At 52.0% G+C, this 17,247-nt stretch carries 19 protein-coding genes; 6 read left to right on the top strand and 13 right to left on the bottom strand.

What is annotated here, in order from left to right; genetic code table 11:
- Positions 1-2: 2 nt before the first annotated feature.
- A complete protein-coding gene (locus SFA31_RS15100) occupies positions 3-860 on the bottom strand; it encodes an HlyD family secretion protein (RefSeq protein WP_322838723.1) in 858 nt (285 codons plus the stop codon).
- A 4-nt stretch (positions 861-864) separates the two neighbouring features.
- Positions 865-1,098, bottom strand: a complete 234-nt coding sequence (locus tag SFA31_RS15095) for a DUF1656 domain-containing protein (protein ID WP_322838722.1) — start codon at positions 1,096-1,098, stop codon at positions 865-867.
- A gap of 177 nt (positions 1,099-1,275) precedes the next feature.
- On the opposite strand from SFA31_RS15095, the gene slyA reads away from it, so the two are divergent.
- Complete coding sequence (gene slyA, locus SFA31_RS15090) at positions 1,276-1,710, top strand: transcriptional regulator SlyA (protein ID WP_322838721.1); 435 nt, start codon at positions 1,276-1,278, stop codon at positions 1,708-1,710.
- Between the two features lie 237 nt (positions 1,711-1,947).
- Here slyA and SFA31_RS15085 read toward each other — a convergent pair whose 3' ends face one another.
- Complete coding sequence (locus SFA31_RS15085) at positions 1,948-2,415, bottom strand: glycine zipper 2TM domain-containing protein (protein WP_322838720.1); 468 nt, start codon at positions 2,413-2,415, stop codon at positions 1,948-1,950.
- Between the two features lie 275 nt (positions 2,416-2,690).
- On the opposite strand from SFA31_RS15085, the gene anmK reads away from it, so the two are divergent.
- From anmK to pdxY, 5 genes are all read left to right on the top strand, one after another.
- On the top strand, positions 2,691-3,806 hold the full coding sequence (gene anmK / locus SFA31_RS15080) for an anhydro-N-acetylmuramic acid kinase (protein ID WP_322838719.1): 1,116 nt from the start codon (positions 2,691-2,693) through the stop codon (positions 3,804-3,806).
- 149 nt (positions 3,807-3,955) lie between these two features.
- Complete coding sequence (gene mliC, locus SFA31_RS15075) at positions 3,956-4,285, top strand: C-type lysozyme inhibitor (RefSeq protein WP_322838718.1); 330 nt, start codon at positions 3,956-3,958, stop codon at positions 4,283-4,285.
- Between the two features lie 64 nt (positions 4,286-4,349).
- Positions 4,350-5,006 (top strand): pyridoxamine 5'-phosphate oxidase, encoded by a 657-nt coding sequence (gene pdxH / locus SFA31_RS15070; protein ID WP_322838717.1) that lies wholly within the window; start codon positions 4,350-4,352, stop codon positions 5,004-5,006.
- Between the two features lie 136 nt (positions 5,007-5,142).
- A complete protein-coding gene (gene tyrS, locus SFA31_RS15065; protein ID WP_322839390.1) occupies positions 5,143-6,417 on the top strand; it encodes a tyrosine--tRNA ligase in 1,275 nt (424 codons plus the stop codon).
- Positions 6,418-6,492: 75 nt separating this feature from the next.
- Positions 6,493-7,356 (top strand): pyridoxal kinase PdxY, encoded by an 864-nt coding sequence (gene pdxY, locus SFA31_RS15060; protein ID WP_322838716.1) that lies wholly within the window; start codon positions 6,493-6,495, stop codon positions 7,354-7,356.
- Between the two features lie 230 nt (positions 7,357-7,586).
- Here pdxY and gstA read toward each other — a convergent pair whose 3' ends face one another.
- From gstA to SFA31_RS15010, 10 genes are all read right to left on the bottom strand, one after another.
- Positions 7,587-8,189, bottom strand: coding sequence for a glutathione transferase GstA (gene gstA / locus SFA31_RS15055; RefSeq protein ID WP_322838715.1), 603 nt, complete (start codon positions 8,187-8,189; stop codon positions 7,587-7,589).
- Between the two features lie 242 nt (positions 8,190-8,431).
- A complete protein-coding gene (gene dtpA, locus SFA31_RS15050; protein WP_322838714.1) occupies positions 8,432-9,940 on the bottom strand; it encodes a dipeptide/tripeptide permease DtpA in 1,509 nt (502 codons plus the stop codon).
- 553 nt (positions 9,941-10,493) lie between these two features.
- Positions 10,494-11,129, bottom strand: coding sequence for an endonuclease III (gene nth / locus SFA31_RS15045; protein WP_322838713.1), 636 nt, complete (start codon positions 11,127-11,129; stop codon positions 10,494-10,496).
- A complete protein-coding gene (locus SFA31_RS15040) occupies positions 11,126-11,824 on the bottom strand; it encodes an electron transport complex subunit E (RefSeq protein WP_322838712.1) in 699 nt (232 codons plus the stop codon). Before SFA31_RS15040 ends, nth begins: the two co-directional genes overlap by 4 nt.
- A complete protein-coding gene (rsxG, locus tag SFA31_RS15035; protein ID WP_322838711.1) occupies positions 11,821-12,447 on the bottom strand; it encodes an electron transport complex subunit RsxG in 627 nt (208 codons plus the stop codon). Before rsxG ends, SFA31_RS15040 begins: the two co-directional genes overlap by 4 nt.
- A gap of 9 nt (positions 12,448-12,456) precedes the next feature.
- Entirely contained in the window at positions 12,457-13,509 is a 1,053-nt protein-coding gene (gene rsxD, locus SFA31_RS15030; protein WP_322838710.1) for an electron transport complex subunit RsxD, read from the bottom strand.
- The gene (rsxC, locus tag SFA31_RS15025) at positions 13,510-15,498 is read right to left on the bottom strand and encodes an electron transport complex subunit RsxC (protein WP_322838709.1); all 1,989 of its coding nucleotides are present in this window, start codon (positions 15,496-15,498) and stop codon (positions 13,510-13,512) included. It abuts the gene before it with no gap.
- Positions 15,491-16,069 carry an electron transport complex subunit RsxB gene (gene rsxB / locus SFA31_RS15020; protein WP_322838708.1) on the bottom strand — a complete coding sequence of 193 codons (579 nt, stop codon included), beginning with the start codon at positions 16,067-16,069 and terminating at the stop codon, positions 15,491-15,493. The genes rsxC and rsxB overlap by 8 nt, the downstream gene beginning before the upstream one ends.
- Positions 16,069-16,650: an electron transport complex subunit RsxA gene (gene rsxA, locus SFA31_RS15015; protein ID WP_322838707.1), complete on the bottom strand. Its 582-nt coding sequence runs from the start codon at positions 16,648-16,650 to the stop codon at positions 16,069-16,071. Before rsxA ends, rsxB begins: the two co-directional genes overlap by 1 nt.
- Positions 16,651-16,724: 74 nt before the next feature.
- Positions 16,725-17,165 (bottom strand): DUF2569 domain-containing protein, encoded by a 441-nt coding sequence (locus SFA31_RS15010; RefSeq protein ID WP_322838706.1) that lies wholly within the window; start codon positions 17,163-17,165, stop codon positions 16,725-16,727.
- Positions 17,166-17,247 lie beyond the last annotated feature (82 nt).

Genomic DNA, 17,247 nt, shown 5'->3' with positions numbered 1-17,247 from the left:
ATCTAACGCTGAATAGAAACGGTACAGGTGGTGCCGGATACCAGCGTCATTGAATCAGGAATTCGCTCAAGGTTAATGCGTACCGGTACGCGCTGCGCAAGCCTGACCCAGGGAACGTTGGGTTTGATATCCGCAACCAGACGGCTATCGGTCTCGACGCTTTGATCGTAAATGGCTCTGCCAATGCTTTCTACCTGGCCCGTTAGTTTTTGATGGCCGCTATATAAAACGATATTGGCACGGGCTCCCGGGTGAATGTTGCGCAGTTTGGTCTCTTCAAAATAGCCAATGACGTAAAATGAGTGACTGTCAACCAGCGCGAAAACCGGTTGCCCGCTGCTGGCATAGTTGCCCGCGCGCGCAGAAAGGTTGGTGACCCAACCGTCAACGGTCGCGCGAACCGTCGTCTGTTCAAGCTGCCAGCGAGCCCTATCGAGGGAAGCCTGAGCTTCTTTTACGCTCGCCTGGGTGGCACGCACATTAATATCAGCGGTATCCATATCTTCGGCGGAAATATAATTATGCGGAAGGTGATGGCGGCGACTGGCTTCATTTTTGGCTTTTGCCAAATCGGCTTCGGCTCTGGCTAATTGTGCTTCAGCATTGAGTACCGCAATTTGATAAGGTGTTTTATCAATAGTGAACAGCGTATTTCCTGCGCGAACGTACTGATTATCTTTTACCATCAGCGCTGTAATCGTACCGGAGACCTGCGGTGCGACGCTTACTTGTTCTGCGCGGACTTTTCCATCGCGAGTCCAGGGTGATTGCATATAGTAATTCCACAGTAACCAGCCGGCGGTTACTGCAAAAGCCACCACGAATAGCGTGGAGAAATATTTTATTGTTTTAAAGTTCATAGTGTCATAAGATCAAAATAATCAAAGCGAAACAAATAGACAGCATAAATAAAGAAAGATCCATTAAAGTTGGGTGCCAGATTTCCCCGGAATACATCCAGTCGCGCAGCAGGCGATGAATAAATAACCAGAAGAAAAAGCCCAGCAGTACGGCTTTAAATAACGGTGGGAAATAGATAGAAGAGCCGGCGATAAGATCCTGAAGCGGCATACCAGAAGGTGAAAGCAGGTCGCTCATGCAAGATAATCCTTTAAAATAAGTATCATGACTGCCGTTTCCTGACTCATGGTTGTAGAATACTACTATCGTGCATGGTGTAACATGGATGAAACGAGGTTTTCGTACACTGAAATAGCGTGAAGGTAGTCTAGTGTGGCTGTAATAACTTAGCAAGATAATTATAAGGAGAGGAAATTGGAATCGCCTTTAGGATCCGATTTATCGCGGCTAGTGCGCATCTGGCGAGCGCTCATTGATGATCGCCTGAAGCCTCTGGCGTTAACGCAAACCCATTGGGTGACGTTACACAACATCCATCAATTACCTCCTGAGCAATCACAAATTCAGTTGGCTAAGGCTATTGGGATAGAACAACCCTCTTTGGTTAGAACATTAGATCAGATCGAAGAGAAAGGGCTCATTTCCCGTCATACCTGCGCCAACGATCGCCGCGCTAAGCGCATCAAATTAACTGAAAAAGCTGAACCTATCATTGATGAGATGGAGCGGGTTATCGCAAAAACTCGCAGAGAGATTTTGGCGGGTATTACGCCCCAGGAAGAGTCGCTATTAATTAATTTAATTGCGAGACTGGAACAAAACATCAACCAGCTTCGGTCGCGAGACTAATTCTGTCAGGGTCGATGCGTTGGCATTTTGTTTCGCCCCAGCATAGGGTACTGCGTATCACTCTGCCTCATAAACCAGCCAGAAAGCATGGGAATGGGTAAATAATCGCGCTGTCGCGAGCCCGTTAAAAGTGGCTCAGATAGCTTATATAGACCCGTAGCCATTACGCGCGCGATTAGAAGATAAATACTGCTCGTTGACATGACGGCGCACAGGTCGCCGCCATGAAAGCGTGGATTAGCGAGGTGAAACGGTAACCTGACTACCGTTACTGGCGATTGCAACGCGCTGACCAACGGCAAAGCGACTGTCGGTTTGTTTCTGAACCACCATGATTGTATTACCATCGTCGCGGCGGATCTCAAGTTCAACGCCCTGCGTTTTATTCACCGCCCCCTGAACCTGCTGGCCCGCAACGCCGCCAGCGATAGCCCCGGCCGCTGTAGCCAGCGAACGCCCCGCGCCGCCGCCGACGGTATTACCCAGGAAGCCGCCTAATACTGCGCCGCCAATGGTCCCAATAATATTTTCATCGTTGCCTGCCTGAATTTTTATCGGGCGCACGTGAACAATGGTTCCGTAAGCGACGCTTTGCATCTGCTTAGCTTCAGAAGCGCTGTAAACATCCCCTGAAAGCGTACTTGTATTAGCGCAACCCACCAGCGTTAATCCCACCAGGGATACAACCAGCACACGTGAAATCATGTATGAATCTCCTGTTCACAATCAATGCCCTCAAGGGCATCCCTCATTCTTATAGTATATGGCATCCGGGCGCTTTTGTTCATGCACTTGTCGGGGCACATAATAAAAATAGTAAAAATGCCCGACTTAACCACAGCTAAACGCGGGGTAGGAATTAAGTAGATTAGGATAACTCCGCGTTTTCCCGGGTGAAGATGAATGATTGATAGCGCAGATCTGCAGTTTATGGTGGAGTAGTTAACTGCATTAAGATTGTTTGGTAGAAGGACGCTGAGATGAAATCAGGGCGCTACATTGGAGTTATGTCGGGAACCAGCCTCGACGGTGTGGACGTGGTATTAGCAGCAATTGATGAGCATAAAGTGCTTCAGCAGGCAAGTTACTCCCACCCATTTCCCGCCAATCTTCGACGAGATGTGTTGGCTATTTGCCAGGGACAGAATCTCACTTTATCTCAGTTAGGGCAGCTGGATGTTCGGCTTGGGCGCCTCTTTGCCCAGGCCATAAATGAGCTAATGTTGCGCGAGGATTTAAAGCCGGGGGATGTGGTAGCAGTTGGCTGTCATGGGCAAACGGTATGGCATGAACCTGCGGGTGAGGCGCCGCATACCATGCAAATTGGCGACAACAATCAAATTGTCGCGTTGACCGGGGTTACTGTGGTGGGGGATTTTCGCCGGCGTGACATGGCGCTGGGGGGGCAAGGCGCTCCGCTGGTGCCTGCCTTTCATCAGGCGGTATTAGCGCATCCTTCAGAGCGTCGCATGATATTGAATATCGGGGGGATCGCGAATCTTTCTTTGTTGCTCCCCGGCAAGCCAACCACCGGTTTTGATACCGGGCCTGGCAATATGCTGATGGACGCATGGATTGGGCTTCATTGCGATTTAGCTTTCGATAAAGATGCCGCCTGGGCACGGGGCGGGAGCGTAATAACGTCTTTATTACAGCATATGCTTTCCGACCCTTATTTTGCGGCACCAGCGCCTAAAAGTACGGGGCGGGAATACTTTAACCTGGCCTGGCTGGAACGGCAGCTTGCCCAGTTTAGCGGAATAACGCCGCAGGATATCCAGGCGACGCTGGTGGAATTAACAGCGGTTACCGTTGCGGAACAAGTGCTTTTAAGCGGCGGCTGTGAGCGGCTGATGGTGTGTGGCGGGGGAGCGCGTAATCCGCTACTTATGGCGAGGATTGCACATTTATTGCCAGGAATCGAAGTCACAACCACCGATGAATTAGGCATTGACGGCGATAATATGGAAGCGCTGGCTTTTGCGTGGCTTGCTGCCCGCACATTATCTGGGTTGCCGGGTAATTTGCCGTCGGTGACCGGCGCCAGTCACGCTTGCCTGTTAGGCGCTATTTACCCGGCGGATGCCGGAGAGTAGCGCAGGATTAGTTACGGCAAATCGCATGAAATGCAGAGGGTATCGCGCAGAATCAGAGTTAACTGAAATGCGTACCGATCTCTGGTCTTTACACTACCCGGTAAAGCGAGACCGCTCGCTGCAATGTTAAACGCCCCAGGATATGAATAATGAAAAAACTGTTTATCTTACTACTGCCGTGCATGCTGGCGGGATGCAGCTACTACAATTCACTCTACAGCGCGATGCAGGACCGGTTCCAAACCGACACGCTGGAATATCAATGTGATGAAAAACCATTGACCGTGAAGCTTAATAACGCGCGCCAGGAGGTTCGTTTTTTATACGAAAATGACATGTTAGCTCTGAAACAGGGGATGTCCGCTTCTGGCACGCGCTATACAGATGGCGTCTATGTTTTCTGGTCTAAAGGTAATGAAGCAACCGTCTATCGGCACGATACCGTTGTCCTTCATAATTGCCGGCTACAGAGTTCATAACATTGAGATTTTGCGGATAGCAGCGCACAATAATCATCTTGTGTGAATGCCTTGAAGAATCGCAATGTCTGATACTCTTAACGAACAGAAAATTGCTCAGCTTCGCCGCGAATATCTTCGCGGCGGGCTGCGTCGACGTGACCTGACCGATTCACCGCTGCCGCTTTTTGAACGCTGGCTTGCTCAAGCCTGCGAAGCGCGCCTGTCTGACCCAACCGCAATGGTTGTGGCAACCGTAGACGCTCTGGGCCAGCCTTATCAGAGAATCGTCTTGCTCAAGCATTATGATGAACGGGGTATGGTTTTTTATACCAACCTCGGCAGCCGTAAAGCGCAGCAGTTAGCGGGTAATCCACGTATCAGCCTGCATTTCCCGTGGCACTCATTAGACCGCCAGGTCATGATTCAGGGGCACGTTGAGCCGCTGTCCACCGTTGAAGTCATCAAATATTTTAACAGCCGGCCGCGCGATAGTCAGGTTGCCGCGTGGGTATCTCAGCAGTCCAGCCGCATTTCTGCGCGAGGGATACTTGAAAGTAAATTCCTCGAGCTAAAGCAGAAATTTAGTAAAGGCGAAATTCCGTTGCCCAGCTTTTGGGGCGGATATCGCGTCATCATCGAACAAATGGAGTTTTGGCAGGGCGGAGCGAACCGGCTACACGATCGTTTTTTATACCAACGCGATAATGATGGTTGGAAAATCGACAGACTGGCCCCCTAAAAATCGTGAAATGTTGCGTCAGACGCTGGTATTGCTGATATCAGCGTTTTATTCTATGCCTCCCCTGAATTTCTTCCGCAATGCATGCGGAAAACCGTGTACCGGTTAAGGTGCAGTTGGTCTATACATGGAGAATTTGATGGCGAGCAATCTGATCCAGCAATTGCAAGAGCGGGGCCTCGTTGCCCAGGTGACGGACGAGGAAGCGTTAGCAGAGCGACTGGCGCAGGGGCCAATCGCCCTCTATTGCGGCTTTGATCCTACGGCCGATAGCTTGCACCTGGGCCATCTGGTTCCGCTTCTGTGCCTGAAACGCTTCCAGCAGGCAGGTCACAAACCCGTCGCGCTGGTTGGTGGCGCAACCGGGCTTATCGGTGACCCGAGCTTCAAAGCCACCGAACGTAAACTCAATACTCAGGATACCGTTCAGGAATGGGTTGAGAAAATACGCCGCCAGGTGGCGCCGTTTCTTGATTTCGACTGCGGGGAAAACTCAGCGATAGCCGCCAATAATTACGATTGGTTTGGCGGAATGAGCGTATTGACGTTTTTGCGTGATATTGGGAAACATTTCTCTGTTAATCAGATGATTAACAAAGAAGCAGTTAAACAACGCCTGAATCGCGATGATGTAGGGATCTCATTTACAGAGTTTTCATATAATTTGCTGCAGGGATACGACTTCGCCTGTTTGAATCAGCAGCATGGCGTCGTGTTACAAATCGGTGGCTCCGATCAGTGGGGCAATATTGTTTCGGGCATCGACCTCACGCGTCGCCTGCATCAAAACCAGGCTTTTGGCCTGACAGTGCCGCTGATTACTAAGTCCGATGGAACAAAATTCGGTAAAACGGAAGGTGGCGCAGTCTGGCTGGATCCGAAAAAAACCAGCCCGTTCAAGTTTTATCAATTTTGGATAAATACCGCGGATGCCGATGTGTATCGCTTCCTGAAATTCTTCACTTTCATGAGCATTGATGCGATTAATGCGCTGGAAGAAGAGGACAAAAATAGCGGCGGCGCTCCGCGCGCACAATATGTTCTGGCGGAAGAAGTGACCCGTCTGGTTCACGGAGAGGAAGGACTGGCAGCGGCACAGCGCATAACCCGCAGTTTGTTTAATGGAAACCTGGCTGATTTAACCGAGGCAGACTTTGAGCAGCTCGCGCAGGATGGCATCCCGATGATCGCGCTAGATAACGATGCGGATTTACAGCAGGCGCTGGTTGACGCTGAATTACAGCCATCTCGCGGCCAGGCGCGAAAAGCGATTACTCAGAGCGCGATCACCATTAATGGAGAAAAAGTGAGCGACCCAGAGTATGCGTTTAGCGATGCCGATCGCCTGTTTGGGCGCTACACGCTGCTGCGCCGGGGTAAGAAAAACTATTGTTTAGTGTGCTGGAAATAACGGCGCTGGTTAACCGGGGCGTGGTGTATTCCACGCCCTTTCTTTTGGGGAAGGGATACGTCGTTGGAGCTCTCCGTGAAAAACATTCTCTCAATACAGTCTCACGTGGTTTTCGGGCACGCCGGCAATAGCGCCGCTGAGTTTCCAATGCGACGTTTGGGCGCGAATGTGTGGCCGCTAAATACTGTGCAATTTTCTAACCATACACAGTATGGCCGCTGGACCGGCTGTGTTATGCCACCGGAGCATCTCAGCGACATCGCCGCAGGCATTGATGATATTGATCAACTTAAACGCTGTGATGCCGTACTAAGCGGTTATTTAGGATCGGCGGAGCAGGGGGAGCATATTCTGAACATAGTTCAGCGCGTTAAACGCGTTAATCCTCAGGCAATATGGTTTTGCGACCCGGTGATGGGGCATCCTGAAAAAGGGTGCATTGTAGCCCCGGGGGTAGCGGAGTTTCATACGCGTTATGCACTGCCCGCATGCGATATTATCGCGCCTAATTTGATTGAGCTGGAAATGCTAAGCGGAAGGGCGGTTCATAGCGTGCAGGAAGCAATCCAGGCGGCGCGCTCGCTGATTGCAAAAGGGCCACACACCGTATTAGTGAAGCACCTTGCGCGGGCGGGTGAACGCCAGGATTGCTTTGAAATGCTGCTGGTTACCGATAGCCAGGCCTGGCATATTGCCCGTCCGCTGGTGGATTTCGATATGCGGCAGCCCGTGGGCGTAGGAGATGTTACCAGCGGGCTGCTATTAGTTCTGTTATTGCAAGGCAAAACCCCGAAAGAAGCCCTGGAGCATGTTACCGCCGCAGTTTATGCGCTGATGGTTGTAACGCGCAATATGCAGGAATATGAGTTGCAGGTCGTCGCGGCGCAGTCGCAAATAGCACAGCCCGAGGAGTGGTTTAGCGCTATACCCTGCGGCTAAATAACTACGGATAGAAAAGCAGTAAACTGGCCTGTGGCTTGTTCTCTGTAGCCGTACGGCAAGGAGTTTGATGACTCAGATATCCGAAAATACCTATGCCGCTCTCCATATAAGCATTTGTGCTTCACTATCTGAGCTGCGCGATTACACAGCGGTCGACATCTGGATATTAGCTCGTCAGCATATTAACTAGCGGCGCTGCCTGGCCCTAAAAGGCAGCGCCTACGCAACTATAGCCCTTCTGCGCTTAAGGCGGTCTGTACTGACGGTCGCGCTTTCATTCGTGCCATAAACTCATCGAGATGAGTAAGCCCCGTCATGTTCAGTTTAAGCGCATAAGCCCAGCGCAGCACGGTAAACAGATAAGCATCGGCTATAGTAAAACGCTGCCCTGTTAGCCACTGTTTATCGGCCAGTTCTTCATTGACATAGCTCAGCTTCTGTTCGAGAGCCTGACGTGCGATAGGTTTCATCGCTTCCGGCGTGTCCGGGCGGAATAAAGGCACGAATCCTTTATGCAGTTCGCTTGAAATAAAGCTCAGCCATTCCAGAGTGTGGTAACGCGTTAGACTATTAGTGGGGGCCAGCAGCTGCCGGTCCGGCACTTTATCTGCTAAGTATTGTACGATGGCAACGCCTTCGGTCAGTAATGTACCGTCATCAAGTTCCAGTGCCGGTACCTGGCCTTTAGGATTAATTTTCAGATAGTCATCGCCGTTTTCTGTCCGCTTACTGGCAAGATCAACCTTAACCAGCGTAAAGTCTTGTCCCGTTTCGCGCAGCACAATATGAGGAGAGAGAGAACAGGCGCCGGCTTTGTAGTACAGTTTCATTGGTAACTCCTTTCACGTACGAATGATAACGTTAAACCGGGCCTATTAGACATCGCGCTACAATTCACAAACAAAACGTTACGCAGTGGTACATAGCGTAAACGGGCTCAGAATCGGTCTCAAGCCATCTGCGAATCATCTAATATGCCTGGCCAGTCAGACTGTTATGGTAGACCTCATGCAAATAAAAAAAAAGCCGCCAGCGGGGCGCGCGGCGGCTTTAATGTGCTTTTAATATCGGTTTATGCGGTAACTTCTTTCGCCTCACCGGCCGGCGGTTCATTCTCCTGCGTCATGCGATTCAGCAGCGGCGCTGTGAAAAGCATCAGCACGGCAATGACGCCGGTAGTGATACCGATTTGCAGGAAAACATGGCCATACACGCCCAGAGAAACCAGCGGGTCGGTAACGTCGTCCGGTACCGCCATCAAATTGGCGACTTTACCTGCGATGAGCGCCGCGCCGGCGGAGGTCAGGAACCAGCTACCCATAATAAAGCCCATCAGTCGCTGAGGCACCAGTTGAGCAACCATTGCCAGACCGAGACCGGAAATCATTAATTCACCAACGCTCTGCAGCGCATAGCTCAGGATCAGCCAGTTAACGGAGACAATGCCCGCATCCGTGGCAAACCTTGCCCCCAGAGGCAGCACTAAAAACGCACAGGAGCATAGCACCATACCGAAGGCAAATTTATGCGGCATCGGCATGCGGTCGCCCATCTTGTTATAAATCGCCGCAAGAATCGGGCTGGCAACCATGATCCAGAATGGATTCAGCGCCTGATACTGCTCCGGCTCAAAAGCAATACCCAGAATAGAATGCTCAACGTTGCGGATAGCAAAGAAGTTAAGAGAAGTCGGCATCTGGCTGTACAGCACATAAAACAGGATAGCTTCAACCATCAGAACAAACGCGACAATCATTTTGCGGCGCGCCGTACCAGTCAGCGCAAATGTTTCGCGAGCGAACATAATAACTATCACCAATGCCACCAGCGACAGCGCGATACGGGCTATATCCTGATTATGCAGCAGCCAGGTGGCAATCGCGACCAGCACCGCAACGCCCGCCAGCGTGGCGAACAGTTTCCCCATGTGTACGGGAGCAAAATCTGGTTTTGAGCCGTATTGTTTAACCCAGCCGCGGCAGAACAAAAAGTTAACGACGGTTATCAGCATGCCCACTACGCTTAAAGCAAAGGCCACGCTCCAGCCGAACTTCGTGGCCAGCCAGGGCGTTGCCAGCATGGAGAATAAAGAGCCCACATTAATGGACATGTAGTACATCGTAAAGGCACCATCCAGACGCGGATCGTCCTTCTCATAGCAGGTAGAAAGCAAAGCTGAGGGGTTTGCTTTAAATAGCCCGTTACCGACGGCAATTGTTGCCATACCCGCATAGACGATAGCTGCATTGTGGCCGGACCACGCGACCAGCGCGTATCCCAACGCCAAAACGATAGCGCCTAACAGGATGACGCGTTTTGTTCCCAGAACTTTATCGCCCAGCCAGCCGCCGACGGCGACCAGACCATACACTAACGCGCTGAATGAAGAGAAAAGCGTAATAGAGTCGGCTTCAGACATACCCAGTTGCTTTACCAGATAGACTGCCATAATGCCCTGTAGGCCATAGAAGCCAAAACGTTCCCAAAGCTCAATGGAGAAAATTAGATAGAACGATCTTGGTTGTTTGAAAGCGTTCATGCTGACGCTTTTTTCTGTTGGTTTGTTGCTTGCTGTTGACACGTATACCTCTTTTATTGCTACCCAGGTCAGTGGGGCTGTCTGTGATGTGCAACCTGTAAGGCTGGCACCATTCTTGTTATATGCGGCGGGAGAATTGACAAGTAATGTTCCTTATCCGAGCCGTTCAGGCAAGGCTTTTGTCATACTCTGTTACATTTAAACTTTCTGGAACAAAACTCGGTCAGGACAAATGTTATTCAGCGTTAAATTTTATGAATAGCTTTTCTGGTGATTTTTTATCTCATTACCGACGCTAATAGCACATAATTAGTTATATGTTCTGCTTTTTAACTAAAAGTGTGGATTATCAGACCAGATATTGCGTGTTCATCAGTTTGATGTATGGGGGTATCATGAAAATTCTTAATAACGACAAGGCGTTAGGCATTGAATAAATCTGCAAAATTAGTGAAATGTTATCAATATGTTTACCGCAGCGAACTTATGGAAAATTCCCGTCCTGGCCGAATGATTTATCACTTTTGACGATGTCACCCTGCCAGCGCAGGCGATTTATAACGCATAATTATGCCCGCTGAAGGGCGAGTGGGGCCTAATTATCCGTTTTCTCTTTAAACTCGCATAAATCTTCAATCAGGCAGGAACCACAGCGGGGCTTGCGAGCGATGCAAGTATATCTTCCGTGTAAAATCAGCCAATGATGGCAATCCACTTTAAATTCTGCCGGTACCACCTTCAGCAGTTTCTCTTCGACCTGCTCGACATTGTTACCCGGCGCGAAGCGGGTGCGATTACACACGCGAAAAATATGCGTATCGACGGCAATTGTTGGCCAACCAAAAGCAGTATTAAGCACCACATTGGCAGTTTTACGCCCCACGCCGGGTAATGCCTCCAGCGCGGCCCTATCTTCAGGGACTACGCCGCCGTGTTTTTCCAGCAAGAGACGGCAGGTCTTAATAACGTTCTCAGCTTTGCTGTTAAACAACCCAATCGTCTTGATGTAGTTCTTTACGCCGTCGACGCCCAGTGCAAGCAGTGCTTCTGGCGTATTAGCTACCGGGAACATTTTTGCGGTCGCTTTATTGACGCTGACGTCTGTGGCCTGAGCCGAAAGCAGCACGGCAATCAGGAGTTCGAAAGGGGTAGTGAAGTTTAACTCCGTGGTGGGATGAGGATTGGCATCCCGCAGGCGGGTCAAGATTTCTCTGCGCTTAGCGTTATTCATGAGGCTTTCTCTGGATTCCTTTCGTTTATGATGCATTGGGTGCGAGCACGGCGGCGCTTCATTTTCTCGTCAATCAGATACTTAACGGCCAGCATGATACCCAATCCGATAAATGCCCCAGGAGGTAACATGGCCAATAAAAACGGCGTATCGGTGTGAAAAACCTCAATGCGTAGCACGCGCGCCCAACTGCCAAGAAGGCCATCGGCACCGTCGAAAAGCGTACCGTTACCGATAATTTCACGCAAACAGCCGAGGACAAACATCGCGCCAGTAGCGCCAAGGCCTATCGCGAAACCGTCGAGCGCCGACGCGGGGAGACTATTTTTGGCAGCAAAACTTTCCGCGCGTCCCACCACAATACAGTTTGTCACTATCAACGGGATGAAAATACCCAGCGACTGATATAAACCAAAGGCCCACGCATTAATCAGCATTTGTACAATGCTCACCACGGCGGCGATAATCATGACATAAATTGGAATACGCACCGCAGGCGGCATCCAGCGCCGGAATACGGAAATGAAACTATTGGTCAGCGTTAATACCAGCGTGGTTGCTAATCCTAATCCTAACGCATTGGTGGCGGTAGAGGTGACTGCCAGTAACGGGCACAGTCCCAGAAGCTGGACCAGCGCGGAGTTATTTCTCCATAAACCGTCAATGATAATTGTTTTTGTCTGGCTCTGGCTCATGACGCGCCTCCGCAGGTGGGCAGTGAAGAAAGCTGTGTAGGAAGCGTTTGTGCGAACAGCCCCGCGCGTTTTATAGCGTTTACTACCGCCCGTGGTGTTATCGTGGCACCGGTAAATTGATCAAACTGACCGCCGTCCTTTTTCACCGCCCAGTGGGCGTCCTGCTCGCTGGTAATATGCTGCCCGGAGAAACCGGCGATCCACTGGCTAAGTCGCAGTTCTATTTTATCCCCTAAACCTGGCGTTTCATGATGCTGCGTAACGCGTGCGCCGAGAATAGTACCGGTAAAATTAGCGCCAACCAGTAACTGAATAGCGCCGGAATAGCCGTTAGGTGCGGTTGCTTCCATAATCACGCCGTTATCTTTATTCTCTTTTTGGGTAAGATAAATACGATGCGTACCTGGCCCCAGCAGCGGGTTAGCCACCAGATAACAGCGCCTGCGAGGGAGATTATCGTAATATTGCGGCTCAATAATCTGATCGAAAAGCAGCTGCTGCTGACGTGCGTTTTGCGTGGCTATCGTCCCCTGGGTAAGCGCATGGACGATAGCCGTAAACCCGGTAGTGAGCGCGGCGAAAATCGCCAGCGTTACGCCATGTTTTCGCATAGTGTTTAACATTACTTTTCCTCAGCGATGGCCGTAAACCCGGGGACGGGTGTAATAATCGATAAGGGGGACCGTGATATTGGCGAGTAGTACTGCAAACGCGACGCCATCAGGATAGCCGCCCCATGTCCGTATTAGCCAGACCAATAACCCGGCCAGCGCGCCGAAAATAAGGCGCCCGCGCGGCGTTGTGGCTGCGGTAACCGGATCGGTCAAAATGAAGAATGCGCCGAGCATGGATGCGCCGGAAAATAAATGTACCAGCGGTGGCGCGCAGAGTTCCGGATTAACGCGCCACCCAAGCGCCGAACATACCCAAAGAGTGAGTAAAAAAGCGACGGGAATGTGCCAGCGGATAGCGCCGCGCCAAAGTAGCAGCAGGCCACCGGCCAGATAAGCGACATTCACCCACTGCCAGCCAATACCTGCCAGCACGCCGCCATAAATGGGTAATTGCAATACGTTACTCGATGGCATGCCCGCATGCAGACCGGTTTTAAATGTATCCAGCGGCGTGGCCTGACTAACCCCATCGACGCCCATACGCAGCGCATCCATCGTCAGCCCGCCGTCCGTGTGACCATAAAAGATAGTAGACAGCGTTTCCGTAAAGCCGACAGGCGTCATTGCAAGCGTAGCGGGAGGCAGCCAGCCGGTCATCTGTATTGGGAACGAAATCAGCAATACAACATATCCAACCATCGCGGGATTAAACGGGTTATTTCCTAAACCGCCGTAAAGCTGTTTGGCAATAATAATGGCAAACAGGGTACCTGAAATAACTATCCACCACGGCGCCAGCGGAGGAATACTCACGCCCAGCAGCAGGCCGGTAAGCAGCGCCGAATAATCTTTTAGCGTTGCTATAACGGCGCGTCTACGTAACGCCAGGGATAACGCCTCTGCAGCCAGCGCGCCGCAGGCTGCCAGTGTAACTTGGAGCAGCGTTCCCCAGCCGAACCAGACTATTTGCAGCGCAATACCGGGAAGGGTAGCGATAATAACCCACAGCATGATGCGATCGGTACGCCGTTGATTATGGGTATAAGGTGAACTGGGGCTTCTGAAAACCATCTATTCCTCATGTGCGGCGGGTGAAGTATGAGTATGCGCCTTTGCAGACGTGCCTGAACCCTCAGTGGCGTGTGTGTGCAGGGCGTTCTGCTTAGCCTCCGCGGCGGCTTTACGCGCTTTGGCGCGGGCGATAGCGGCCTCAGCGGCGGCTCTGTGCGGGTCGTTCAGTGCGGCGGCGTCTTCTGTCTGAGTCGGTTGGGTAGCCGGCCCGGTGGCGGTTTTACGCGCTTTGGCGCGAGCGATTGCGGCCTCAACGGCGGCCCTGCGCGGGTCGTTCAGTGCGGCACTGTTTTCTGACTGAGCCGGTTGGGTAGCCGGCCCGGAGGCGGTTTTACGCGCTTTGGCGCGAGCGATTGCGGCCTCAGCGGCGCCGCTACGCGACTCACTTTGTATCGCGGTATGGATAGTACTATTGTCTACCTGCGTCAGATTTTCACCTGAAACGTTACCGGGGGAGGCGCCTTCGGTGCCGCGAGTTTTAGCCTTAACCCGCGCCAGTGCGGCCTGAATAGCATCACGATCGCTCGCTGAGGGTTGCACTGCGGCCTGCCGGTGACGGGCCTGGCGCAGCGCTTTTTCACGTTCCAGGCGCGCGCCGCGCGCTTCAAAGCGCGCCTTCGCCTCGGTTGCCCGGCGAGCATCTTCCTGTAGTTCGCGAAGCGCGGCTTTTTCCTGGCGAAAATAGTGCACTAAAGGAATATCACTGGGGCAAACCCATGCGCAGGCGCCGCATTCAATGCAATCATTGAGCTGATGCGAGCTGGCTTTGTCATGCTGCTGCCCTTTGCTGAACCAATATAGCTGCTGCGGCAGTAGCTCAGCCGGGCAAACCTCGGCGCAGGCGCTGCAGCGAATACAGCTTTTCTCCTCGGTTGGCTGGCCCAGCTCATTTTCTGCGGCAGCCAGCAGGCAGTTGGTCAGTTTCGTTACAGGGGCATCCAGTGAAGGTAGGGTAAATCCCATTAGTGGACCCCCCATGATGACTCCGGATTTTTGAGCTGGGCGGTAGCCCGCATATTCCAGCAAATGGCGGATGGGAGTACCTAAGCGCGTCCATACGTTTCCCGGCCGGGAAATGGCTTCGCCTGTTAATGTCACGACCCGCTCTGTTAATGGCTCTGCGTCGATAATTGCGCGCTTGATAGCAAACGCCGTGCCGACGTTTTGCATTAATACCCCAATATCCGATGAACGTCCGCCGTGCGGGACCTGTTTGCCGGTCAAAATCTGGGTAAGCTGTTTTGCACCGCCGGAAGGATATTTGGTCGGGATCGCCCGTAGCTTAATATCCTGAGTATCCTGTAGCACCGCGCGCAGCATAGAAATCGCCCGCGGCTTATTATCTTCAATCGCGAGCAGCGTCTCGCGTGGCTGAAGGATATATGCGAGGATGCGAATACCCTCAGCGATTTGCGCGGCGCAATCCTGCATCAGACGGTCATCGGCGGTGATATAGGGTTCACATTCTGCGCCGTTGATAATCAGGGTTTGGATTTTCCCTGCGCCGCCCTGGATTTTGGCGCCAGTAGGGAAACCCGCTCCGCCTAATCCGGCAATACCAAACTGCTGGATGCGTGCAATGAGCGCTTCGCGCGGATGCGCGCGATAGTTTTCCCAGCGCTCATAGCGGTAACAGGCATCTTCGCCGTCGGCTTCCAGTATAATGCACGGTACGTCAAGCCCCGAAGGGTGCGCATCCGGATAGGGTTTAATTGCGGTAACCACGCCGGAGGAAGGTGCGTGTACCGGTAGCATGCGTCCGCTTCCGCGCGTCAGCGGCTGTCCACGCAAAACACGCTCGCCCGGGTTTACGCACACAGCGCCTTCTTCTCCCAAATGCTGCTTCAGCGGAATCATAAAATGTGAAGGCAGCGGCGCCTGGCGCAGAGGGATCGCGCTGGAGCGCTGCTTCATCTCCGGTGGATGAATACCACCGTGGAAATCCCACAGGCCTTGCTGCTTTGCGCGCGAAAAAAGAAACTTAAACATGTTGCCCCACAGACAGCTCTCGTACAGGGATCGCGTGAGTTTCCCACTTCCAGGTCTCTGGCGTGACGGGGGCGGGAATAAGTGAAATGCAGTGCGTCGGGCAGGGGGCAATGCAAAGATTGCAGCCGGTACATAAATCGCTGAGAACGGTGTGCATCGCGCGGGATGCGCCCACAATTGCGTCGACCGGACAGGCCTGAATGCATTTGGTACAACCGATACACTGGCTTTCATCAATGATAGCCAGCATGCGTACCGGCGCATTGAGCGCATTATCTTCTCCCGTCGGCAGAGGCTCCACGTTTAATAGAGCTGCTATTTTCTGCATTACCGGTTCGCCGCCGGGGGCGCAAAGATTAATATTCGCGCCGTTATTGCCCACCGCTTCTGCGTAGGGGCGGCAGCCAGGATAGCCACACTGTGCGCACTGGCTTTGGGGAAGCAGCGCTTCAATTTTATCAACAATGGGATCTTCGGCTATCGCAAAACGACGTGACGCATAGCCAAGCAGAAGACCAAAAACCAGCGCCAGCAGCGTCAGAACTAAAACGGCGATTAATATGATGGACATTAGAATTTTACCAGACCACTGAAGCCCATAAACGCCAAAGACATCAGTCCTGCGGTAATCAGCGCGATAGCGTTACCTTTGAACGGCGTCGGAACGTCGGCCACCGCTAGTCGTTCCCGGATTGAGGCAAACAGAACCATCACCAGTGAAAAACCGACGGCGGCGGAAAATCCGTATAGGGCAGACTCCAGAAAACGATGGTTTAGGTTAATGCTCAACAGTGCAACGCCCAGTACGGCGCAATTGGTGGTAATTAGCGGCAGAAAGATCCCCAGCAGGCGATACAGCGCGGGGCTGGTTTTACGTACCACCATTTCAGTAAATTGCACCACTACGGCAATCACCAGAATGAAAGCCATCGTGCGCAGATAAATAAGATCCAGCGGCACCAGTAAAAGATGGTCGATAAGCCAGGCACAAATGGTTGCCAGCGTCATCACGAATGTAGTGGCCAGCCCCATACCAATCGCTGTCTCTAGTTTCTTTGAGACACCCATAAAAGGACACAGCCCGAGAAACTTCACTAATACGAAGTTGTTAACCAGCACGGTACCGATAAATAACAGCAAATAGTCAGACATAATCGACCTGAATCAGAAGAGGCGCCTATTATCAGGCAATCTGCCGATAGCGACAACCCGTTAGTCTGTAAGGTTTACAGGCGCGTTAATGTTTGTTTTACGCGTATTGCGCGCCGAAAGTAGGGGGCGAATAATGCAGCCGCCAGCAGTGAGTACAGCAATTGTCGCAGCGCCAGCGCATCGATAACGGGTGTAAACGCGAACGTTTTCAAGGCCAGCAAAATATTTATCAGCAACCAGATAATATAATGTTTGCGCACCACGGCGCGCCGTTTAAAAAAAGCGGTGGTGAGCCAGAGCGTGTAAAGCCACATTGCCAGCGTACTCAACAGTGAAAAATACCAAAGCGCGACGCGGGCGGCGCTTTGCATACCCAGCAAGTGATGGGTATGAGGGCTGGTAAGCGCGATGCCAAACAACGCCAGTGTAATCGTGATACTAAAAAGCGTAAGCAGGAGCCAGGCGAGCGGTGCGAGAAGCCAGCCGCCAATGCGCAGCGGATTTGATGTGGTCATAAGGCCTACCTCCGGATAGCATCAGGGAAAAGCGGGACGAGTGCCGGGCAGGGATTATAAGAAAAATTGCGCTGATTGCCAT

The sequence above is a fragment of the Erwinia sp. HR93 genome (assembly GCF_034555055.1).
Taxonomy (GTDB): Bacteria; Pseudomonadota; Gammaproteobacteria; order Enterobacterales; family Enterobacteriaceae; genus Apirhabdus; species Apirhabdus apintestini.
Note: the sequence above shows the minus strand (reverse complement) of the source record. Positions and strands in the feature narration are given on the sequence as shown.